General features: G+C 59.4%; 23 protein-coding genes. 22 read left to right on the plus strand and 1 reads right to left on the minus strand.

Annotation, left to right across the window (positions count from 1 at the left end):
* The first annotated feature begins 118 nt into the window (after positions 1-118).
* The 14 genes from ACUVTA_RS02520 (at position 119) to lysS (ending at position 13,254) form a co-directional block, all read left to right on the plus strand.
* Positions 119-409, plus strand: a complete 291-nt coding sequence (locus ACUVTA_RS02520) for an N-acetylmuramoyl-L-alanine amidase family protein (protein WP_445951409.1) — start codon at positions 119-121, stop codon at positions 407-409.
* Positions 410-628: 219 nt separating this feature from the next.
* Positions 629-1,489 carry a Rossmann-like and DUF2520 domain-containing protein gene (locus tag ACUVTA_RS02525; protein ID WP_445951410.1) on the plus strand — a complete coding sequence of 287 codons (861 nt, stop codon included), beginning with the start codon at positions 629-631 and terminating at the stop codon, positions 1,487-1,489.
* Between the two features lies 1 nt (position 1,490).
* Complete coding sequence (gene panB / locus ACUVTA_RS02530; RefSeq protein ID WP_445951411.1) at positions 1,491-2,345, plus strand: 3-methyl-2-oxobutanoate hydroxymethyltransferase; 855 nt, start codon at positions 1,491-1,493, stop codon at positions 2,343-2,345.
* Positions 2,346-2,434: 89 nt separating this feature from the next.
* Positions 2,435-3,295, plus strand: a complete 861-nt coding sequence (panC, locus tag ACUVTA_RS02535; RefSeq protein ID WP_445951412.1) for a pantoate--beta-alanine ligase — start codon at positions 2,435-2,437, stop codon at positions 3,293-3,295.
* A 2-nt stretch (positions 3,296-3,297) separates the two neighbouring features.
* A complete protein-coding gene (gene panD, locus ACUVTA_RS02540) occupies positions 3,298-3,678 on the plus strand; it encodes an aspartate 1-decarboxylase (protein ID WP_445951413.1) in 381 nt (126 codons plus the stop codon).
* 74 nt (positions 3,679-3,752) lie between these two features.
* The gene (nadA, locus tag ACUVTA_RS02545) at positions 3,753-4,673 is read left to right on the plus strand and encodes a quinolinate synthase NadA (RefSeq protein ID WP_445951414.1); all 921 of its coding nucleotides are present in this window, start codon (positions 3,753-3,755) and stop codon (positions 4,671-4,673) included.
* A gap of 12 nt (positions 4,674-4,685) precedes the next feature.
* Positions 4,686-6,269 (plus strand): L-aspartate oxidase, encoded by a 1,584-nt coding sequence (gene nadB / locus ACUVTA_RS02550; protein ID WP_445951415.1) that lies wholly within the window; start codon positions 4,686-4,688, stop codon positions 6,267-6,269.
* A 4-nt stretch (positions 6,270-6,273) separates the two neighbouring features.
* On the plus strand, positions 6,274-7,122 hold the full coding sequence (nadC, locus tag ACUVTA_RS02555) for a carboxylating nicotinate-nucleotide diphosphorylase (protein ID WP_445951416.1): 849 nt from the start codon (positions 6,274-6,276) through the stop codon (positions 7,120-7,122).
* Between the two features lie 5 nt (positions 7,123-7,127).
* Positions 7,128-8,138, plus strand: a complete 1,011-nt coding sequence (locus ACUVTA_RS02560) for a biotin--[acetyl-CoA-carboxylase] ligase (protein ID WP_445951417.1) — start codon at positions 7,128-7,130, stop codon at positions 8,136-8,138.
* A gap of 71 nt (positions 8,139-8,209) precedes the next feature.
* Entirely contained in the window at positions 8,210-8,980 is a 771-nt protein-coding gene (locus ACUVTA_RS02565) for a type III pantothenate kinase (RefSeq protein WP_445951418.1), read from the plus strand.
* Positions 8,958-9,929, plus strand: coding sequence for a tRNA dihydrouridine synthase DusB (gene dusB / locus ACUVTA_RS02570; RefSeq protein ID WP_445951419.1), 972 nt, complete (start codon positions 8,958-8,960; stop codon positions 9,927-9,929). The genes ACUVTA_RS02565 and dusB overlap by 23 nt, the downstream gene beginning before the upstream one ends.
* A gap of 76 nt (positions 9,930-10,005) precedes the next feature.
* Positions 10,006-11,082 (plus strand): NAD(P)H-binding protein, encoded by a 1,077-nt coding sequence (locus ACUVTA_RS02575; RefSeq protein ID WP_445951420.1) that lies wholly within the window; start codon positions 10,006-10,008, stop codon positions 11,080-11,082.
* Between the two features lie 190 nt (positions 11,083-11,272).
* A complete protein-coding gene (gene greA / locus ACUVTA_RS02580; protein ID WP_445951421.1) occupies positions 11,273-11,749 on the plus strand; it encodes a transcription elongation factor GreA in 477 nt (158 codons plus the stop codon).
* Positions 11,746-13,254 (plus strand): lysine--tRNA ligase, encoded by a 1,509-nt coding sequence (lysS, locus tag ACUVTA_RS02585; protein ID WP_445951422.1) that lies wholly within the window; start codon positions 11,746-11,748, stop codon positions 13,252-13,254. The genes greA and lysS overlap by 4 nt, the downstream gene beginning before the upstream one ends.
* 35 nt (positions 13,255-13,289) lie before the next feature.
* Here the strand turns inward: lysS and ACUVTA_RS02590 are convergent, their stop codons facing one another.
* Positions 13,290-13,961, minus strand: a complete 672-nt coding sequence (locus tag ACUVTA_RS02590; protein WP_445951423.1) for a GerMN domain-containing protein — start codon at positions 13,959-13,961, stop codon at positions 13,290-13,292.
* 51 nt (positions 13,962-14,012) lie between these two features.
* On the opposite strand from ACUVTA_RS02590, the gene ACUVTA_RS02595 reads away from it, so the two are divergent.
* From ACUVTA_RS02595 to ACUVTA_RS02630, 8 genes are all read left to right on the plus strand, one after another.
* The gene (locus tag ACUVTA_RS02595) at positions 14,013-14,264 is read left to right on the plus strand and encodes a GyrI-like domain-containing protein (RefSeq protein WP_445951424.1); all 252 of its coding nucleotides are present in this window, start codon (positions 14,013-14,015) and stop codon (positions 14,262-14,264) included.
* Positions 14,265-14,343: 79 nt separating this feature from the next.
* Entirely contained in the window at positions 14,344-14,484 is a 141-nt protein-coding gene (locus ACUVTA_RS02600; RefSeq protein WP_445951425.1) for a hypothetical protein, read from the plus strand.
* Positions 14,485-14,668: 184 nt separating this feature from the next.
* Entirely contained in the window at positions 14,669-14,869 is a 201-nt protein-coding gene (locus ACUVTA_RS02605; RefSeq protein ID WP_445951426.1) for a cold shock domain-containing protein, read from the plus strand.
* Positions 14,870-15,014: 145 nt separating this feature from the next.
* Positions 15,015-15,545 carry a ribosome hibernation-promoting factor, HPF/YfiA family gene (gene hpf, locus ACUVTA_RS02610; protein WP_445951427.1) on the plus strand — a complete coding sequence of 177 codons (531 nt, stop codon included), beginning with the start codon at positions 15,015-15,017 and terminating at the stop codon, positions 15,543-15,545.
* Between the two features lie 331 nt (positions 15,546-15,876).
* Positions 15,877-16,230, plus strand: a complete 354-nt coding sequence (locus tag ACUVTA_RS02615; protein ID WP_445951428.1) for a hypothetical protein — start codon at positions 15,877-15,879, stop codon at positions 16,228-16,230.
* A gap of 142 nt (positions 16,231-16,372) precedes the next feature.
* On the plus strand, positions 16,373-19,045 hold the full coding sequence (gene secA, locus ACUVTA_RS02620; RefSeq protein ID WP_445951429.1) for a preprotein translocase subunit SecA: 2,673 nt from the start codon (positions 16,373-16,375) through the stop codon (positions 19,043-19,045).
* Positions 19,046-19,141: 96 nt separating this feature from the next.
* Positions 19,142-20,282, plus strand: a protein-coding gene (gene prfB, locus ACUVTA_RS02625) for a peptide chain release factor 2 (RefSeq protein WP_445951430.1) whose coding sequence is annotated in 2 segments (ribosomal slippage) — positions 19,142-19,210 and positions 19,212-20,282 — 1,140 coding nt in all. Because the reading frame shifts where the segments join, the coding sequence is not laid out codon by codon here.
* Positions 20,283-20,424: 142 nt separating this feature from the next.
* Positions 20,425-21,063 (plus strand): response regulator (locus tag ACUVTA_RS02630; protein ID WP_445951431.1); only part of this gene is annotated, 639 nt, incomplete at its 3' end.

Below are 21,063 nucleotides of genomic sequence, written 5' to 3' on the forward strand. Positions count from 1 at the left end.
TTTTTTCTGCTGCGCAGTAGCATTTTATGCCCTCACGCAATATTTTGGAGTGAGCGGGAGCGAAGCAGACCAGAACAGCCGCCGGCGAACTGGTCATCATTAAGGGGAGTGAGGGCAGATGCGGGTGTGTCTCGATCCGGGCCACGGCGGTTATGATCCGGGGGCGGTTGGCCCGGGCGGGCTGAAGGAAAAGGACGTAGCGCGGGCGGTGGCTACCCACTATAGCCTCGTGCTGGCGCCAACGCCGCCTCCCGTGCCGCGCCTGGTAATCAATAACCGGGCTGTCGTGGGTGTGCTCCTGCAGATCATTGAACGCGCCGGACCTGGGTGGAGTTGCGGCCTTTTGTCGTGGCCAGCGGGGGCACGGTCGGGTGGGATCAGGGGACGAAGACACTCGTGGTATATCTAAAGCCATAATGGTTGCCTGCGTTACGGGGCTGTGTTAAAATATAGGCGGCTTGGGGGATTTTTGTTAAGGGCGGCATCTTAACGGAGCCGCACCGTTTTCTGGTTTTGACCGGACATAACCGCTTGGAGCCGTTGCGGACCGAGACGGGAGGTTGGTAGCTTTTGCCTTTCGGATACCGGGTCCGGGAGGTTTTTATTTTTCAAAGGGGAGGTGACGCTCTTGCTCCCAAAAGTAGCAATAGTCGGCGCGGGAAAGGTGGGCACAGCCTTAGCCCTGCGGCTGCAGGAGAAGGGTTACCCCGTGGTCGCTGTGGCGAGCCGGACCCCAGCGGCGGCGGCGCGACTGGCGGCAAAGACGGGGGCGCGGGTGCTTCCGAACGCGGCCGCGGCGCGGGAAGGGGACCTGGTCTGGCTCACTACGCCGGACGGAGCTATCGGTACGGTGGCGGCGGAAATCTTTGCGGGCGGCGGGTTCCGTCCCGGGCAGTTTGTGGGGCACGCCAGCGGGGCGCTGCCGGCAGCGGTCCTGGAACCGGCGCGCCGGGCCGGGGCGGCCATCTTTTCCCTCCACCCGCTACAATCTTTCGCTTCGCCTGAACTAGCGGTGGCGCGGCTTCCAGGATCCTATTTCACCTTTGAAGGCGATGCGGCGGCGCTGCCCCTGGCGCGGCAGCTGGTCGCTGATCTCGGTGGGGAGTTTTTCGCGATTGCGCCGGAGGCGAAGCCGCTCTACCACGCGGCAGCCTGCGTGGCTTCGAACTACCTCGTTACCCTTCTCGATTTCTTTCTGGCGCTGGCTAGGCGGGCGGGGCTCCCGGAGGAGAAAATCTTCCCGGCTTTTCTCCCTTTAATTCAGGGCACCTTACAGAATGTAGGGGCGGTTGGGCCTGTGGCGGGGTTGACAGGTCCTATCGCGCGTGGCGATGTTGAGACCATCCGGCGGCACAAGGAGGCGATGACGGCGGCAGAATGGGAATTTTACCGGCTACTCGGGCTCTATACGGTAGATCTGGCGGTGCGTAAGGGTCTAAGGGAGGAAGACGCAGCGGTACTGAAAAGAATTTTGGGTGAGGTGAAGTAGGTTGAGTAAGGAGCGGGTCACTACGGCCGATTTTCGACGCTGGAAGGAAGAAAAGCGCCCAATTACTATGCTAACCGCTTATGACTTTCCCACAGCGCGGTTGGTGGACGAAGCGGGGATTGATGCGATTCTGGTCGGGGATTCGGTGGGTAACGTCATTCTCGGTTACCCGTCGACCCTTCCGGTTACCATGGAAGAAATGCTTCACCATACAAAAGCTGTAGCGCGTGCCGTTTCGCGGGCAATGGTTATCGGCGATATGCCGTTTCTTTCCTACCAGGCTTCGCGGGAGGAGGCAGTACGCAACGCGGGACGCTTCCTAAAAGAGGCGGGAGCGCAGGCGGTGAAGTTAGAGGGCGGACGGGAGTTTGCAGCGACGGTGAAGGCGATCGTGACGAGCGGTATTCCGGTTATGGGGCATATTGGGCTAACTCCGCAGTACGTGCACCAGCTTGGCGGCTACCGGGTTCAGGGACGCCAGGCGGCTGCGGCGCGGCGCCTGGTAGAGGACGCCTTCAGCCTGGCCGAAGCCGGCGTCTTTGCGATTGTGCTCGAGTGTGTTCCTGCAGAAGTGGCGCGTTACATTACCGAAAATATACCGGTGCCCACAATCGGCATCGGGGCGGGGGTGGACTGTGACGGCCAGGTATTGGTAACCCACGACCTGCTCGGGCTTTACGGAGGGTTCGCGCCGAAGTTTGTTAAACGTTACGCGAACTTAGTGGACGAGGTTATGCGGGCGCTTGGTGCCTTTCGGGAAGAGGTGCAGCGCCGCCAATTTCCCGGTCCGGAGCACACTTTTACGATGCCGCCAGAAGAGCTGGCCCAGTTTTATGCCGGTAAAGAGAAGCCTTAAGTGTATTACCGCGTGGTGCCAGAAAGGTTTGCGTCCGGCACACGGCGCGGGATCTTTAAGTCTATGGCATAAGAGAGGGGGGCTCGCCGATGCAAGTTTTCGAGGATATCGCGGCTCTACGGGGCTACCTGGCCCAGATGCGGGCGCAAGGTAAGCGGGTGGGCTTCGTCCCGACGATGGGTTTTCTGCACCGGGGCCACGTGGCGTTGATGGAAGCGGCGAAAGCAGACCCAGCGGTTGATCTCCTGGTGGTGAGCATTTTTGTTAACCCGCTCCAGTTCGGCCCGCGGGAGGATTATCGGGAATACCCGCGGGATCTGGAGCGGGATAAGGCGCTCTGCCGCGCTGCGGGGACCGATGCGCTCTTCGCCCCGACGGTAGCCGAAATGTATCCGGAGGGGTTTGTGACTACTGTGGAAGTAGGGGGTGGCGTTACGGAGGTTTTATGCGGGCGTTCGCGTCCCGGCCATTTCCGGGGGGTGGCGACAGTGGTGGCCAAACTCTTTAATATTGTGCAGCCGGATGTGGCTTACTTCGGAATGAAGGATGCGCAACAGGTGGTAGTCATTCAGCGCTTGGTAGCAGACCTCAATTTTCCCGTGCAGATTAAAGCCCACCCCACGGTCCGGGAAGAGGACGGTCTTGCTGTAAGCTCCCGCAATATTTACCTGAACCCTGAAGAGAGACGGGCGGCGCCGGTGCTCTACCGCAGCCTCAAATTAGCGGAAAAGGCGGTCCTATCGGGGGAAAGGGATGCGGCCAAGATCAAGGAACTGCTTGTAAGGGAAATAGGGAGCGAGTCGTTAGCGCAGCTTGACTACGCCGAGGTAGTAAGCTGGCCCGATCTTAAACCGGTCGAAAAGATTGGGGTCGGACCGGTTCTGATTGCGGTTGCGGCGCGCTTTGGTCGGGCGCGGCTGATTGATAACGTGCTGGTAGAGGTGAGGTAAGGATGCTGCTTACGATGTTGCGCGGCAAGATCCACCGGGCAACAGTTAAGGAAACGAACCTGAATTATGCGGGAAGCATCACCATTGACGAAGCGCTTTTAGATGCGGCCGATATTCTCCCGGGCGAGAGGGTTCAGGTGGTGAATATCAATAACGGGGCGCGTCTAGAAACTTACGCTATCGCCGGGCCGCGGGAGTCTGGGATCGTTGCGCTCAACGGTGCGGCAGCCCGTCTGGGCGAACCGGGCGACAAAATAATTATCATCGCCTACGCCTTTATCCCTTATCAGGAGGCACGGGGCTTCCGCCCGCGGATAGTGGTCGTGGACGAGAACAACCGCATCGCGGAAGTGAAGCGCGAAGAAGGCCAGGGCTCCTGCTAACCGTATTGACAGAAAGGTGCCGGTCCCGTTAGAATTAAGGTTAACTTGGGCCGGGATGGTTCGGAGAGGTTCTAATGGGAGAAACCGGTGCGGAGCTGAGCGCGGCGATAAGGCGGTTGAAGGAGGAGCGCGATGCGCTAATCCTGAGCCACTACTACCAGCGGCCGGAGATTCAGGATATCGCCGACTTTATCGGCGACTCGCTAGAGTTATCCCGGCGGGCGGCAACAACCGCGGCTAAAGTCCTGGTCTTCTGCGGCGTCCACTTTATGGCGGAAACGGCGGCCATTCTCTCTCCGGAAAAGATGGTCCTCCTTCCCGATCCCAAGGCGGGTTGCCCGCTGGCCGAGATGATCACTCCCGAGGCGCTGCGGGCGCGCAAGGAAGAGTTGCATAAACCGATTGTGGTTGCTTACGTAAACACAACGGCGGCGGTTAAGGCGGAGAGCGACATTACCTGCACCTCGGCTAATGCTGCCAGAGTGGTTCAGAGCCTACCCCCAGAAAAAGAGATCCTTTTCGTTCCTGACCGTAATCTCGGGCTGTATGCGGCGGCGCAGAGCCCCGACCGTAAGATTATCCTCTGGGATGGCTATTGCCCTGTGCACGACCAGATACAGGCTGGGGAGATTCTTAAAGCGAAAGAAGAACACCCTGCGGCTGAGGTCATCGCGCATCCTGAGTGCCGGCCGGAGGTCCTCGCTCTTGCGGATAAGGTAGCCAGCACCTCCGGAATGCTCCGTTACACCCGTGAAAGTACAGCGCAGGAGTTTATCGTGGTAACGGAAGAAGGACTTTTGCACCAACTTCGAAAGCAGCATCCGGAGGGGCGATTTTACCTTGCCTCCCCGCGACTGGTCTGCCCGAATATGAAACGAACGACGCTCGATAAGGTTTACCGAGCGCTCCGCGACCTGGCACCCCGGGTGACGGTGCCGGAAGAGGTTAGGAAACGGGCCGTGCAGGCGGTAGAACGGATGCTCACGCTGGGATAGGAGCGGGTTGTAATGATGGGGCGCTACCTTTTGAATTTTGATACCCGGGAACTTGACGTGGCTGAATGCAGTTTCCTCGTCCTAGGTAGCGGTATCGCTGGCTTATACACGGCACATACGGCGAGCCGCTTTTGGGGCGATGTTGTGGTGCTAACAAAGCGCGGTATAGACGATACGGCTACGGAGCGGGCTCAGGGAGGGATAGCGGCGGCGGTAGGCCCCAGCGATTCACCAGTCCTGCACTACGAAGATACACTTAAGGCCGGAGCTGACCTTTGCGACCCGGACGCGGTAAAGATTTTGGTAACGGAAGGCCCTGCAAGAATCGAGGAACTGATCAAGCTTGGCGCCCGTTTTGACCGGGCTAACGGTCGCTTGGACCTTACCCGGGAGGGAGCGCACACCCGGCGGCGTATCCTCCACGCGGCGGGCGACGCGACCGGCGCCGAAATCCAACGCGTTCTCTCTGCAGCAGTGCGCACAAACCCCCGCATCCAAGTGCTTGAGGGCCATTTTGGGGTCGATTTGCTGGTTAGTCACGGTGTCTGCTGGGGGGTATTGGTCTGGGATAGTACGGCAGGTAAACTCCGGGTCTTTCGCTCCCGTATCGTGGTTGTGGCCACTGGTGGTGCCGGGCAGGTCTACCGGGATACCACTAACCCGCCGGTAGTGACCGGTGACGGTATAGCGCTTGCCTACAGGGCTGGTGCGGAAGTTATGGATATGGAGTTCATCCAGTTTCACCCTACGGTGCTCAATTTAAAGGGTGCTCCCCGTTTTTTAATCTCGGAGGCTGTTCGCGGGGAAGGCGGCCTCCTTCTAAATTCTCGTGGCGAGCGTTTTATGCCCCGTTACCATCCCCTTGCCGAGTTGGCGCCGCGCGATGTTGTGGTGCGTGCGATTCTGAAGGAGTTGGCAGCGGATGGTGGTGAAAGTGTTTACCTGAGTCTCGCCCACCTCGACCCGGAGAAGGTGCGGGAGCGTTTCCCGACGATTACGCAGCGGCTTAAAAGTTACGGACTTGATTTGGCCCGGGACCTCGTTCCGGTGGCGCCGGCGGCTCATTATTTCATGGGCGGGGTTAAGACGGGCGTTCACGGGGAAACAAATATTAAAGGACTTTACGCCTGTGGCGAGACGGCCTGCGCGGGGGTTCACGGCGCCAACCGGTTGGCCTCTAACTCCCTTCTCAACGGTCTCGTTTTTGGCGGAATGATTGTCGAGCATGCCCGCTTCTTTTTACCGGAGCCGGTGGAAAACCACGCGGCAAGTGAGGGGCTAGAGCCACTGGCAGGCGCTGATATCGCCGCGTTGCGCACCGAATTGCAGTCCCTCATGCAGGAATATGTCGGCCCTGTTCGCACGGCTGCCGGGCTGGAGGCCGTCTTGCGGCGTTTCGAGGAATGGGAGTGGCTGCGCGGCCGGGAGGTGCGGACGCCCGAAGCGATGGAGTTTCGGAATATGTTTGATGTGGCCGAACTGATTGCCGAGGCGGCACTGATGCGGACGGAGTCTCGCGGCGGGCATTACCGCACCGATTACCCCGAAAGTAAGCCGCGTTGGCGGAAACATATCATCCTGCGGCGGCAGGTGTAGGAGCTTGGACGGCGAGTTAGTTGCCGGGCTTGATCGGCTTATCGATACGGCCTTGCGGGAAGACCTTGGTCCCGGCGATATCACTACGGAAAGTATCGTCCCGGAGACACTTTGGGCGCGGGCCGAGTTCATCGCTAAGGAAGAGGGAGTTGTTGCGGGCCTTCCGGTGGCGGGGCGGGTTTTTAAGCGCCTCGATCCGGAGGCCGAGTTTCGGGCAGAGGTTGCGGAGGGTAGCGCCGTTAGGGCGGGGGCTGTGCTCGCCGTGGTTACGGGGCGGGCGAGGACGATCCTGACGGGGGAGCGGGTGGCGCTGAATTTTGTGCGCCATCTTTCGGGTATTGCTACCCGGACGCGCCGGCTGGTGGCGGCGATTGAAGGGTTGCGCGCGGTGGTTCTCGATACGCGAAAGACCACACCGGGCTTGCGGGCGCTCGAAAAGTACGCGGTGCGGGCTGGCGGTGGGCGGAACCACCGGTTCGGTCTTTTCGACGGTGTGCTGATTAAAGATAACCATATCCGGGCTGCCGGCGGCATAAGGGAAGCAGTGACGCGCGTGCGGGCGCGCGCCCCCTATACCCTAAAGGTCGAGGTGGAGGTCCAGAGCCTGGACGAGGTTGAAGAGGCGCTTGCTGCAGGGGCCGACATCATTATGCTGGATAATATGCCGGTAGCGATGATGCGGGAGGCGGTTCGGCGCATCGGCGGGCGGGCCCTGGTCGAGGCTTCCGGCGGGATTACGGAAGAAAACATCCGGGAGGTGGCGGTAACCGGCGTAGACTTTATTTCTGTAGGGGCGCTCACCCACTCGGTACGCGCTCTTGATATTTCGCTGGAGATCGTGGAGGTCCGTTAGCGGTTGTGTCGTTGCGCGAGAAGCTGCTATCCCGTTTGCTCGGGGCTGCGGGCTTTATATCCGGGGCGGAACTGAGTAGCGCTCTCGGCGTTTCCCGGTGTGCAGTTTGGAAGCATATCAAGGCGTTACGGGAGGATGGTTTCGAGATCGCGGGGAGTCCCCGGCGCGGTTACCGGCTCTTAAAAGTGCCCGACGCGCTATACCCGCCACTTTTTCTGCCCCTGGTGCAAGGGAATTTTGGCCGGCCCTATTATTTCTACCCCGTAGTTTCCTCCACGAACGATATCGCCAAAGAGCTTGCCCGCCAGGGTGCTCCGGAAGGTACGCTGGTTGTCGCTGAAGAGCAAACTGGCGGTCGGGGCAGGCTAGGCCGTGCGTGGCACTCTCCTCCCGGCGGCTTGTGGTTTTCGCTTATCCTCCGCCCTCCCGTATCACCAGCGGCGACCCAGAGCCTGCCGGTTCTACTCTCGCTGGCCGTTAGCGACGGACTCGCCGCTTTTCCGCTGCCGCCAGTCGAAGTGAAGTGGCCAAACGACATTATGTACCAGGGGAAAAAGGTCGGGGGTATCCTGGTGGAACTTGGGGCGGAGGCGGAGGCGGTTCACTTTGTTGTTGCGGGCGGCGGGCTTAACGTAAATATCACCTCTTTCCCCGCACCGCTCCAGAAGACGGCTACTTCACTCCAAAAGCTTGCTGGGGAGGCGCTGAGCCGCCCGCAGCTCCTGTCTACCATTCTTACTGCCGCCGAGCGGTACTACAGCCGCTGGTGCCGGGAAGGGTTTGCGCCTTTCCGGGAGGACTACGAGCGCCGCCTTTGCCTCCTGGGGCGTGAAGTGGAGATCTGCTTCGGCGGTAGCGTAACCAGGGGCACGGTTGTCGGGGTTGACCCCGAAGGGCATCTTGTCCTCGCCTCTCCGGACGGAACGAAACGGCGCTTTGTAGGGGGCGAGGTCACTTTAAAACAGAAACCGTGGCTTTCCGAAAGGGGAAACGGAGAGGATAAGGCTGAAGCGTAAGGAGAATCTATTGCGGCGGCTGCGGTAGTCCCCCGGCCGCTGTGAGGGGAAGCCGGTAAGGAGGAAACAGAATGCTGCTGGTACTGGATATCGGCAACACCAACATCTCGGTCGGTGTCTTTCGGGGCGAGGCGCTTGCGGCGGCCTGGCGTCTTACGACCAGGCGCGAGCAGACCGCCGACGAGATGGGTCTGCTGCTCCGACAGTTCCTTCGCGAGGAGGCGCTGGCTCCCGCAGCAGTAACCGGCATTGTGGCCTGTTCGGTAGTGCCGCCGCTGAATCCTGCGGTTGAGAAAGCCTGCTGGCGTTATTTCGAGCGGCAGATCTTCTGGGTGGGGCCGGGGACCCGGACGGGGGTTCCGGTGAAGACCGAGAACCCACGGGAGGTGGGGGCCGACCGCGTAGTGAACGCTGCTGCCGGTTACACCCTGTACGGGGGGCCGCTTATCGTGGTTGACTTTGGCACGGCAACCACCTTCGACGTTGTCTCCGCCAAAGGAGAATATATAGGCGGGGTTATTGCGCCCGGAGTAGGCATCTCTTGCGAAGCACTTTTCAGCCGGGCGGCCAAATTGCCGCGGGTGGACCTCGTTCCGCCGCCAACGGTTATCGGCCGGAACACCGTCCACAGCATGCAGGCCGGAATTGTTTTTGGCTTTGTCGGGCTGGTGGACGAAATCGTCTGCCGCATCCGGGCGGAACTCAAGGAAGAGGCGCGGGTAGTGGCTACAGGTGGACTGGCGGAGCTTGTTGCCCGGGAGAGCCGGACGATTCAAAAAATCGACCCGTATCTCACTCTTACTGGCCTCCGCTTGATTTATGAGCGCAACCAGCGGGTTTAGCGTCCTCCTCGGTGCGGGTTTTCCCGTGGTGAGCGCGCCGATGGCCGGAGTCAGCGATAAAGCCTTCCGGCTGATTGCCTACGAGTATGGGGCCCGGCTGGCGTGGACCGAGATGATTGCTGCCGCCGCGCTGGCTAGAAATCCCGCGCTAACAGCGGAACTTCTGGATCTAAGAGACGAGGGCAGGACGGTGGTGCAGCTTTTCGGGGCCGAGCCGGAGGAGATGGCGGTGGCCGCAGCGTTGGCGGCAGATGCTGGGGCGGCGGCGATCGACATTAACATGGGATGTCCGGTGGACAAGGTGGTGGCGAGCGGTGCCGGTGCGGCACTGATGCTAAGGCCGGAGCGCGCCGCCGCCCTTGTCGCCGCGGTCAAGAGGGCGGTTGCGCTACCGGTGACGGTGAAGATGCGGCGAGGCTGGGACGAGCGCTCGCCTGACGCCGTCGAGGTGGCCGAGGCGGTAGTGGCCGCTGGCGCGGATGCGGTAATTGTCCACGGGCGGTACCGCAGCCAGTTTTTTTTGGGAAGGGCCGATTGGGAGATCGTCGCGGCGGTAAAGCGGGCGGTGGCGGTCCCGGTCATCGGCAACGGTGATGTACGCTCCGCCGCAGACGCGGCCCGGCTTGTTGCCGCAACCGGCTGTGATGCGGTGATGATCGGGCGGGCGACGCGGGGCAATCCGTGGCTATTTGCCGCCTGCCAGAGATTTTTAGAAGAAAAACGACTTTTGCCGCCACCGGGACCGGAAGAGCGGGTGGCCACAGCCCTCAGACACTGCTCGCTTTTAGAGCATTTTGAGGGACCCCGGGCGATAGCAAAGATAAAGCGGCAGGCCGACTGGTACACGCGGGGCTTACCAGGTGCCGCGCGGCTGCGGGAGTTGCTTTACCGGGCGGAAAGTGCGGCAGAGATAAAGTTACTTCTGGCGGAGTTTTTGACTTGTTCCTGAGGGAAACTCCTGCTAAGATGTTTTAAGGTGTTTTTATTCCTGCAAGGCTAAGCCGATTGCCGCGGAGGTAAGCTTGATGGAACGTTTCGCCTTTGTCATTCACCCGCTTGACGTGCGGGATGTGGCCCGGAAATTCCCTTTTACGCGCCTTTTGCCGGCCGCATTAGTAGAGCGGGCGATAAAGCTTCTGCCGCCGTTTAAAGTAGCCCATATTACCGGGATCCGTTCGCCTTACGCGGAGGCCGAGGGCTGGTTTGTCTCCTGCCCCCTCACCGCGCGGCAGATCATGAGCCTCCCCGCCGCTTACGTAACGGAGAAGATCGTCCGGGCGGGGCGGCTGGCCGAAGAATTAGGGGCGAAGATCCTGGGGCTGGGCGCTTTCACGAAGGTGGTAGGCGATGCGGGGGTGAGCATTGCCAAGCGCCTCCGGATTCCCGTTACCACCGGTAACAGCTATACGGTGGCGACGGCGGTTGAGGGAACCAGGGAGGCAGCGCGCTTGATGGGCCATGACTTGGCCACGGCAACCGTAGTGGTTGTCGGTGCTACGGGCGCCATTGGCCGGGTCTGCGCCGAGCTTCTGGCGCGCGAAGCGCAGGACCTAACTCTGGTGGGCCGGGACGAGGGGAAATTAGAGTTGGTGGCTGACCGCATCCTTTACCGGACGGGTCGGGCCGCAAAGATCACTACGGATATTGTGCAGGCCTTGCGGGGGGCGGACGTTGTCATCACGGTGACCAGCGCGGTGGATACCGTGATCGAGCCCGAATACCTGAAGCCCGGCGCGGTGGTCTGTGACGTGGCACGGCCGCGCGATGTCTCCCGGCGTGTAGCTGTAGAACGGCCGGACGTACTGGTTATCGAGGGTGGGGTGGTGGCGGTTCCCGGCGACGTTGATTTTCATTTGGATTTTGGCTTTCCGCCAAAAACCGCTTACGCCTGTATGGCGGAGACGATGATCTTAGCGCTGGAGCGCCGCTACGAATCCTTTACGCTAGGCCGGGAATTAAGCACGGAAAAGGTGGAAGAGATAGCGGCCCTGGCGAAAAAGCACGGGTTCAAACTCGCTGGCTTCCGGAGCTTTGAGCGGGCGATAGATATGACAGCCATTGAGAAGATAAAGGCAGCGGCGCAGCAGAAGCGGAAGGCTTGACAGGAGGTGAGGCACTCCTTGTAATGTGGGCCAAAGGTTCAGGGGGCACTGTGCGGTTTCATCTGCACAGTGCAAAGTCTTTATTATAGGCGGTTGCTGCTACCCCGCATAAGAAGCGCGGTAGTGCATAATTGTTATTGTATCAGGGGCAGAACCTCCCGAATTAAGATTTTTTAAGGAGAGATTGTGGTTGAAGGAAAAAGAAGTTATTCTGACTACCGAGGGGCTACGGCGGCTCGAAGAGGAGTTGGCCAACTTGAAGTCTGTCCGGCGTCGGGAGGTGGCGGAGCGGATTAAGCAGGCGATCGAGTTTGGCGATATAACGGACAATTCGGAGTACGAGGACGCGAAAAACGAACAGGCCTTTATCGAAGGGCAGATCATTACCCTCGAAAAGATGCTACGGAACGCGCGCGTCATAGACGCTGCCGAGGTCGGCACTGACGTGGTGGGGATCGGCTCTACCGTGCTGTTGCAGGACTTGAGCGACGGCCAAGAGTACCGCTACACCATCGTTGGTTCGGCGGAGGCCGATCCTACGGCTTTACGGATCTCTAACGAGTCGCCGGTAGGGCGGGCGCTACTCGGGCAGTCTAAAGGGGCGGTAGTCGATGTGGAGGTCCCCGCCGGGCGGCTTAAATTTATGATTCGCGACATCACGCGATGAGGACGGAGGAAGGGACGTGGCCGGTGGCGGAGCGCGTACAAAATCCTGAAGCCGAGTTGGACGAGCTGTTACGTGTACGGCGGGAAAAGCTGCGCGAGGTGCGGGAGGCGGGGGTGGAGCCCTACGGCAGGCGCTTTGAGCGGACGCACAGCGCAGGCGAAATCAAGAACGATTTTGAACAGTTCGAAGGAAGAGAGGTAACCATGGCCGGGAGGCTGATGGCCAAGCGGGGTCACGGTAAGGCCGCCTTTGGCGACTTGCAGGACTTCTCCGGCCGTATCCAGATTCACGTCCGCCAGGACGAAGTGGGGCCAGAAGCTTACCAGCTCTTCAAGAAGATAGATATCGGTGACATCCTTGGGATACGCGGTACTGTTTTTCGCACCAAAACGGGAGAGATAACCGTAGGGGTGAAGGAACTGACCCTTCTTGCAAAGTCCCTGCGCCCTCTTCCGGAGAAATGGCACGGTTTACGGGATGTGGAACTCAGGTCCCGGCAGCGCTACCTGGATCTGATCGTCAACCCGGAGGTGCGCCAGACCTTTATCCTGCGGAGCAAGATCATCCGGGAGATCCGCCGGTTTTTAGACGACCGCGGCTTTCTCGAGGTCGAAACGCCGATGATGCAGCCTATTGCTGGGGGCGCGGCGGCACGACCCTTTATCACTTACCACAACGCCCTCGATCTGAAACTTTACCTGCGGATTGCCCCGGAGCTGTACCTTAAACGCCTCTTGGTGGGCGGCTTTGAGAAGGTTTACGAAATAAACCGCAATTTCCGGAATGAAGGGTTATCCACCAGGCATAATCCGGAGTTTACCATGCTCGAGCTCTACCAGGCCTACGCCGATTACACCGATATGATGGCGCTCACAGAAGAACTGATCAGTTCGGTGGCGCGGGCGGTCCTGGGGACGGAAGAGATAAAGTACGGCGAGGCGGTGATTAACTTGAGACCCCCCTGGCCCCGGCGCACCTTTCTCGACGCGGTAAAGGAGAAAAGCGGTGTTGATTTCGGCGGGCTGGACGCAGCGGCGGCGCGCGAGGCGGCCAGACGGTTAGGGGTGGAGGTTGCGGAAAACGCCCTCTGGGGCGAGGCGGTTAACGCCGTCTTTGAGGAGTTCGTGGAACCAGAGCTTATCCAGCCCACCTTCATCATCGATTACCCGGTGGATATCTCGCCCCTCGCGAAAAGGAAGGAAGACGACCCGCGCCTCACCTACCGGTTTGAGCTCTTCATCGCCGGGCGGGAGATAGCGAATGCCTTTTCGGAGCTGAACGACCCGCTCGACCAGCGGGAGCGGTTTTTAAGGCAGATAGAAAAACGACGGGCTGGCGACGAAGAAGCCCATATGTTCGACGCGGACTACGTAACGGCGTTAGAGTACGGGATGCCGCCGGCGGGGGGATTGGGAATCGGCATCGACCGTCTGGTGATGCTCCTGACTAACGCCGCCTCGATCCGGGAGGTTATCCTCTTTCCGCTGCACCGGCCGCGGGATTAAGGTTCTTCAACGTTAAAAGATTTAAGCGGGTCGAGTTAGAGCTTTACCAGGTCCCACCGGGGTGTGAGCGGCTGCGTGAGGTCCATGTGGCCGGTAAGGCTCTCGATCCTCTCCCCTTCAAGGAGAAACTGAACCCGGGAGATACCCGGAAGCCGGGCCAAGGAGTTGACCACTGAATAGACGGTCATCAGCTCGCCAGCCGAGCCGCCCCAGTGTTTTGTTTTTAGCTCCCGGGAGAAGTTAACGATCGCGGTCCCACCGGTTACCTTAAGGGACAGGAGTTTGGTCCCCTCCGGAATGGTTCTGGTTCGGCCAGGTAAGCGTGGCCCCGCAATCAGCGCCTGGACAACTGCTTTCGGAAGGGTTTCGCTACCCGGCACGATGCGGCGTTCTTCCGGGAGGAGATATATAGCCTGGTTGTCAGCAAAGTACAGGACAACCTTTACTGGTGTCGGCGCGGGGCTATTATGTTTTGCAGCGGATTCCGGGCGGGCTGGAGCTCCGGGTGTCTTCATCAGGGGTGCGAGGCGCTTCGGGTGGCTCTGGTTGCTGGGGAGATAAAAGAAGGTAAACGCTACGACTATGGCGACGCAAGTGCCGGCAAGAAGCCAAATTAGTTTTTTGCGGGGCATCTCTGTTCCCTCCTCGATAATATTAAGTATAAGGGTTTTTACCGCTAAATCAACGCTGGTTATCTCGAAAATCATAGCGGTTTCCCTTTTAGGGACGTCGTTACTTAAAAGAAAGTGGGGGTAAAAATGTGGCCGGTTACAGAAGTTAAAGAATTGCCCCCCGTCCGGGTGGCGTACGTGGTCCGGCAGGGGGCTTACGACGGCCTGGCGGACGCCTTTCACGAGCTCTGCGCCCGGGTTGAAGCGCAGGGCGTAACGGTGGTGGGCCCGCCGGTACTTGTTTACCGAAGCCACCCCGAAGGAGTGCCACCGGCCTTTCGCGAGTGGGAGCTTCAGCTTCCCGTGGCGGGAGAGGTTACCGGCAAGGAGGGGGGATGACCTGCCGGTTAAAGAGCTGCCGGCCCGGGTTGTTGTCGCTACGGAAAGCCGTGGCGGGTACGCTACGGTGGGCGGGCTGTTGCCCGCTCTTTTTCAGGTGGTGTACAATTGCGGCTACCGCCTGGCCGGGCCGGCGGAAGAGGTTTATCCAGATGATTTTCCGGAGATGCTACTGGCGGAAGTGGTGACGGAAGTTCGTTTTCCCGTAGTGCCGCGCTGAGATTTCCGACCCCTACAACGCAGGTAGTAAAGGGGTGAGTAGGATATGTAATGCGCTGCGGTAGCCCGCCGGATGCAGGCAAAGAAAATATCCGCCTGAAAAACTTGACAAGGGGGGCGCCGCATGATAGGATGGGTTTACGCGGCAATCCCGCGGGAGAAAATTTTTTCAGGAGGATGTTTTAATGCGAGGTCGAGTCAAGTGGTTCAGCAAGGAGAAGGGTTACGGGTTCATCGAGCGGATGGACGGTAGGGGTGATGTTTTTGTGCATTACTCTGCCATCCAGGAGCGGGGGTTCAAGGCGCTGGAGGAAGGTCAGGAGGTTGAGTTCGAAATCGTCGATGGTCCGCGGGGGCCGCAGGCGGCAAACGTGGTAAAGCTGTAAGATTTGGAGAGGGAGAAGACCCCGGCCCGCCGACCGGGGTCTTTTTTGTTGGGGGTTAACCGGCTGGGCGGCAGGAATTTACTCGGTAGAGAGGAAATAATATACCAAGGACCTCTGTCGGTGTACAGAAAGGAGAGGGGAAACGATGCAGGTGGTCGTGCGGGGGAAAAACATCAAGGTAACGGACGCACTACGGGGCTACGTTGAAAAGAGGCTTGCAAAGCTGGATCGGTTTTTTAACGGCCTTTCGGAGGCGCAGGTTACGCTTTCGGTAGAACGGGGGAATCACCGGATAGAGGTAACGATTCCGGTCAACGGGATGATTCTCCGGGGCGAGGAAGCCACCTACGATATGTACGCGGCGGTTGACCTGGTGGTGGAGAAGTTAGAGAAGCAGATCGAGCGCTATAAGAGCCGGTTTAACCGGCGGGCGCGTGTGGGAAACGTCCCGGCGGCAGAAGTGGCTGCTCCAGAGCCGGTAGAAGATACGGAAAAGAATGAGGTAGTGCGCGTAAAGCGCTTCGCGATTAAGCCGATGAATATAGACGAAGCGATAATGCAAATGAACTTGCTCGGACATAATTTTTTTGTCTTCCGGAACGCAGAGACGGAGGCTGTCTGTGTCCTATACCGGAGGAAGGACGGCAACTACGGTCTGATTGAGCCGGAAGACTAGCGTTTAACCGAACCAGGAGGTTGAGCATGAGCAAACTGGGCGCTGGGCAATTAAGTCGGTGCGAGGAAATGTTACGGGGCATCCCGGACGTGGTTTCCGCCCGGGTGGTCCTGGACGGCGAAGGTAGTATAAGCTAGATCCGGATTCTGGCGAGGGCGGAACGTAACGCGGCCAGCATCACCGCAGATGTGGTCGCGGGGCGGAGGAAAAATTTTGGGGTGGACGTCGATCCCGCCAGCATTATTATCACGCACCTGCAGGAGCCGGCGGCAGAAGGAAGTGAAGCCCCGCTCTCTCTTCGGGTGAGCGTCTGCGCTTTGTGGGGCTTAACATGAGCTCGAAGGGTAACAAGATAGAGGTGCGGGTAGAGCTTGCCAACCGCGGCAAGATCCTGAGCGGCGTGGCCGTAGGGCCAGCCTCGGCCCGGAACCGGCGCCGGCTCATCGCCCAGGCAATGCTCAGTGCGCTTGAGAGCGAGTCGGAGAGCGGTTATTCCTTCATCCTGGAAGGCCTTACGGTGGTCACGCTGGCCGGTAAGCAGGTGGCCCTGGTGGCGGTTTCTCTGCTTTCGCCCCTGGGAGAGGAGTTCCTTACCGGGAGTGCGGTGGTGGATGAGGAAGAGCCGGAAGCAATTGTGAAGGCGACGCTTGACGCGATCAACCGCCGCTTGAGCGTCCTCATGTAGGAACGATCTTTAGCGCGGCACCGGTTGAACGGAAGCCGCAGACATGCTAAAATTATTTTTTAGACAAAAGACATTGCTGGCATCTTTGCTGAGGAACCGGGATTCGACAGGTTCCTCATTTTATGCGGAGGGGGAAAAAACCTTGATTAAGATATTATCTAACCTTTTGGACGATAACGCTAAAGAGATCAAAAGGCTGCGGCGGAAGGTTGCCGAGATTAACGCGCTTGAGCCTGCGGTTCAGGCGCTGCCTGACGGTGACTTGGCCGCCAAGACCGCCGAGTTTAAAAACCGCCTGGCGCGGGGCGAGAGTTTGGACGACCTGTTGCCTGAGGCTTTCGCCGTTGTCCGCGAGGCGGCACGGCGGGTGCTTGGCATGCGCCACTTCGATGTGCAGCTCATGGGCGGTATTGTGCTCCATCAGGGCCGCATCGCGGAGATGAAGACCGGCGAAGGAAAGACTCTGGTGGCGACCCTTCCCGCCTATCTCAACGCGCTTACCGGCAAGGGTGTCCACATTGTCACCGTTAACGATTACCTGGCCCGGCGGGACGCGGAATGGATGGGCTCGATTTACCGGTTTCTGGGGCTGAGCGTAGGGGTTATTATCCACGGCCTCGACTGGAGCGCCCGGAAAAGGGCTTACAACGCCGACGTGACTTACGGCACCAATAACGAATTCGGTTTCGATTACCTCCGCGATAACATGGCGTTGAGTCCCGACGAAGTGGTGCAACGGGAACTCAACTACGCCATCGTTGACGAGGTGGACTCGATCCTTATCGACGAAGCGCGGACGCCGCTCATCATTTCGGGGGCTTCGACAAAGCCGACGGACCTTTACTATACCTTTGCGCGCCTCGTGCCGCGCCTGGAGGCCGGTAAGGACTACGTGGTGGACGAAAAGGCGCATACGGTTTCGCCGACGGAAGCGGGCGTTGCCAAGATAGAGAAGTGGCTGAAGGTCGATAACCTCTGCGACGAGAAAAACATTGAGCTGATGCACCACTTCCGGCAGGCGCTCAAAGCCCACGCCCTCATGAAGCGCGACCGGGACTACGTGGTAAAGGACGGCCAGGTGATCATTGTTGACGAGTTTACCGGGCGCCTCATGTTCGGCCGTCGGTACAGCGACGGACTTCACCAGGCAATCGAGGCGAAGGAAGGCGTCAAAATCGAGCGCGAGTCGCAGACGCTGGCGACGATCACCTTTCAGAACTACTTCCGGATGTACAAAAAACTGGCCGGGATGACGGGCACCGCGGCCACCGAGGAGGAGGAGTTCCGGAAGATTTACGGGATCGACGTGGTGGTCATCCCCACCCATAAGCCGACGATCCGGCAAGACCTGCCGGACATGGTCTTCAAAACGGAGCGGGCCAAATTTGCGGCGGTGGTGGAGGAGATCGCCCGGCGCCACGCTACCGGGCAACCGGTGCTGGTGGGCACGATCTCGATCGAAAAGTCGGAGCTTATCAGCGAGATGCTGAAAAAGCGGGGCATCCCCCACAACGTCCTGAACGCAAAGCACCACGAGAAAGAGGCCGAAATTATCGCTCAAGCCGGACGACTTGGGGCGGTAACGATTGCTACCAACATGGCTGGCCGGGGAACGGATATTCTGCTGGGCGGCAACCCTGTTTTTATGGCGAAGGAAGAGATGCGCCGATTGGGCTATTCACCGGCGGTGATTGCTGAAGCGACGGAGTACGGGGAGCCCTCCAGCCCTGAGGTGGCGGAGGCGCGGCGGGTTTTTCGGGAGATTTTGGCCGCGAAGACCAAAATCACGGAGGCCGAGCGGGAAAAAGTAGTGGCCCTTGGCGGGCTCCACATCATCGGCACCGAACGGCACGAGAGCCGGCGGATTGACAACCAGCTCCGTGGGCGCTGTGGCCGGCAGGGCGACCCGGGTTCCACCCAGTTTTTCTGCTCGCTCGAAGACGACCTATTGCGCCTTTTCGGCGGCGAAACCATCGCGAACCTCGCGACAAAATTGGGCGTAGAGGAAAACGTTCCGATCCAGCACGCACTGGTGACCCGCTCGCTCGAAGCAGCACAGAAGCGGGTAGAAAACCGTAATTTCTCTATCCGGAAGCAGGTGCTTGAGTACGACGACGTGATGAACCAGCAGCGAGAGGTTATTTACGGGCAGCGACGTCAGGTGCTGATGGAGGAGAACCTGCGGGAAATTATCATTAAAATGATTGAAGAGGTTATTGCCCGGGCAGTGGCCACCTATTGCCCGGAAGGAGTCCACCAGGAGGAGTGGGACCTAAACGCGTTGGCGAACTACGCGGCGCAGGTTTTCTTACCCGACGGTATCGACCCTGCGGAACTGGCTGGGAGGCGACGGGACGAAATCAAGGCACTGCTTTTAGAACGGGCCGAGGCCTTCTACGACTCCCGGGAGAAAGAGCTTGGTGCGGCAACGATGCGGGAGATAGAGCGGTGGATCCTGCTCCGCGTGGTGGACGAAAAGTGGATGGACCATCTGGACGCGATGGAACAGTTGCGCGAGGGGATCGGGCTCCGGGCTTATGGCCAGCGGGATCCACTCATCGAGTACAAGTTTGAGAGCTACGAGATGTTTCAGAATATGGTGGCCTCCATTCAGGAGGACGCTATCCGCTACCTCTTCCGGGCACGGGTGGCGGTAGCACCGGAGCGGCGGCAGATGGTGGAAAACAGGCAGTCCGAAGATAATGGTGGCCGGACGGTGCGGCGTGAGCAGAAGGTGGGGCGGAACAACCCGTGCCCCTGCGGCAGCGGCAAGAAGTACAAGAAGTGCTGCGGCCGCCAGGTATCTACCGGATAGCGACGGGGTGACGAAAGAAACCGCGGGCTTTTGCTGGAAGGTGCTTAAGAGCGGTTCGCGTTTTTAACTTAGGTTAATCTGAGGAGGGGTGGGTAATTGTTTATTGATTTAAGACGAGAGCTTGAACTGATCCGGGAGAAACTTGCCACCATCGGAGGTTCTCTTTGACGTAGCCAGGAAGCGGGAAGAGATTGCTCGACTGGAGAAGGAGATGGCTGCGCCCGCTTTCTGGGAGAACCCGGCGCGCGCGCAGGCGGTGACGCGACAGCTGGCTAGGCTGCGGGATACGCTTGCGGATTATGAGCGCCTGAGCAGCGAGTGCGAAGAGCTTGCGGTGCTGCTCGACCTTGCCGAAGAGGAAGCGGATCAGGAGTTGCTTAACGAGATAGAGGGCGACGTGAGGCGGCTGGCGCAGAGCTTGACCGCGCTTGAGATGGCGGTCTTGCTCGCCGGGCCTTACGATTCGGCCAGTGCTATCGTTACGCTACATGCCGGGGCCGGCGGCACGGACGCCCAGGATTGGGCGGCGATGCTCTTCCGGATGTACACCCGCTGGGCGGAGGCGCGGGGATTTGAGGTGCGCCTCCTCGATTCTTTGGCCGGGGACGAGGCAGGGTTGAAGAGCGTTACCTTCGAGGTTAACGGCCCCAATGCTTATGGTTACCTGCGGGCGGAACGCGGTGTCCACCGGCTGGTGCGCATCTCGCCCTTCGACGCGAGCGGCCGTAGGCATACCTCTTTTGCTTCGGTCGACGTTCTACCGATATTAGAGGAGGATGCAGCAGTGGTGATAAAGCCAGAGGATATTCGCGTCGATACCTTCCGGGCGAGCGGCGCCGGCGGCCAGCACGTCAACAAGACCGAGTCGGCGGTGCGGATTACCCACCTGCCGACGGGCATCACGGTCACTTGCCAGAGCGAGCGTTCGCAGGCGGCGAATAAGGCGGCGGCGATGGAAATTTTGCAGGCAAAGCTGCTGGACTTGAAGATAAAGGAGCAGGAAGCCCAACTCGCAAAGCTGCGCGGCGAGCAACGCGAAATCGCCTGGGGTAGCCAAATCCGGTCTTACGTGTTGAACCCCTACAGCATGGTGAAGGACCACCGAACCGGTGTTGAACAGGGGAACGTCCAGGCGGTGCTCGACGGGGATATCGACGCCTTCATCTACGCCTTTTTACTGGCGGAGGTGCAGCAAAGGATGGCGCGCGAAGTTCCGGCGGTAAACCGCGCTCGGTAAGATGGCTTTAAATCATGCCGGTGCCGGGTATTTCTTGACTTGAGGAGGTTATTGCGAGGTTGCCCTTCGTTCTTCCTAACGGGACGCGGGAAGTGCGCAAAAGTGGTGGCTATTTTTGTTTTGGGGTGAAGGGTGGTTTTTCTTGAAGTGCGGAAAGAAGGCTATCCTTTTAGTGGAAGATTCTTCTATCGTCAGGTTTTTTGTAAGAAGGCTATTAGAGGCTGAGGGCTACGAGGTAGCGGAGGCGACCAGCGGCGAAGAAGCCCTCGTCAAGGCAAGAAGAAGCCTCGACCCGTTTGACCTCCTCATTGTTGATATTCACCTGCCCGGCATCGACGGTTTAACCACGATCCGGAAAATAAAGGAAATGCCGGGCTACCGTTACATTCCCGTGATGGTCCTGACGGTCGACGCGAAAGCGTCTCCAGTTGAGGAGGCTGTAAAATCAGGGGCTGTAGAGTACCTCTGCAAGCCTTTTACCTCCGAACAGCTCCTTCAGCGGGTTGACAGGCTGATTGGCCGGGGCGAAAAAGACCCCCCATCCGAAACCCTGAAAAAACTTCTTCGCAAAGAAATCAACCGTGCCAGGAGAGGGGGCACCAAGTTTACCCTGATTCTCGCCCAAAGAAAGGCGGGCGGACGGGACGTGGCCGAAATAGGCAGGCGCTTACGCAAGAGGTTGCGGGAGATAGACGAAGTCGTTGTTCTCAGCGATGACCTGGTAGCTTTGGTACTCCCGTTGACAGACGCGGCCGGTTCGGAGACGGTGCTGAGCCTCCCC

This window comes from Thermodesulfitimonas sp. (assembly GCF_052743955.1).

Excerpts from the sequence above, each read along its gene's own strand:
- panC (WP_445951412.1), top strand. The coding sequence starts at position 2,435 with ATGCAAGTTTTCGAGGATATCGCGGCTCTACGGGGCTACCTGGCCCAG.
- ACUVTA_RS02605 (WP_445951426.1), top strand. The coding sequence starts at position 14,669 with ATGCGAGGTCGAGTCAAGTGGTTCAGCAAGGAGAAGGGTTACGGGTTC.
- nadA (WP_445951414.1), top strand. The coding sequence starts at position 3,753 with ATGGGAGAAACCGGTGCGGAGCTGAGCGCGGCGATAAGGCGGTTGAAG.
- dusB (WP_445951419.1), top strand. The coding sequence starts at position 8,958 with ATGAGCGCAACCAGCGGGTTTAGCGTCCTCCTCGGTGCGGGTTTTCCC.
- ACUVTA_RS02565 (WP_445951418.1), top strand. The coding sequence starts at position 8,210 with ATGCTGCTGGTACTGGATATCGGCAACACCAACATCTCGGTCGGTGTC.
- ACUVTA_RS02520 (WP_445951409.1), top strand. The coding sequence starts at position 119 with ATGCGGGTGTGTCTCGATCCGGGCCACGGCGGTTATGATCCGGGGGCG.
- ACUVTA_RS02615 (WP_445951428.1), top strand. The coding sequence starts at position 15,877 with ATGAGCTCGAAGGGTAACAAGATAGAGGTGCGGGTAGAGCTTGCCAAC.
- ACUVTA_RS02590 (WP_445951423.1), bottom strand. The coding sequence starts at position 13,961 with ATGATTTTCGAGATAACCAGCGTTGATTTAGCGGTAAAAACCCTTATA.
- lysS (WP_445951422.1), top strand. The coding sequence starts at position 11,746 with ATGAGGACGGAGGAAGGGACGTGGCCGGTGGCGGAGCGCGTACAAAAT.
- nadB (WP_445951415.1), top strand. The coding sequence starts at position 4,686 with ATGATGGGGCGCTACCTTTTGAATTTTGATACCCGGGAACTTGACGTG.
- ACUVTA_RS02575 (WP_445951420.1), top strand. The coding sequence starts at position 10,006 with ATGGAACGTTTCGCCTTTGTCATTCACCCGCTTGACGTGCGGGATGTG.
- panD (WP_445951413.1), top strand. The coding sequence starts at position 3,298 with ATGCTGCTTACGATGTTGCGCGGCAAGATCCACCGGGCAACAGTTAAG.
- ACUVTA_RS02595 (WP_445951424.1), top strand. The coding sequence starts at position 14,013 with ATGTGGCCGGTTACAGAAGTTAAAGAATTGCCCCCCGTCCGGGTGGCG.
- hpf (WP_445951427.1), top strand. The coding sequence starts at position 15,015 with ATGCAGGTGGTCGTGCGGGGGAAAAACATCAAGGTAACGGACGCACTA.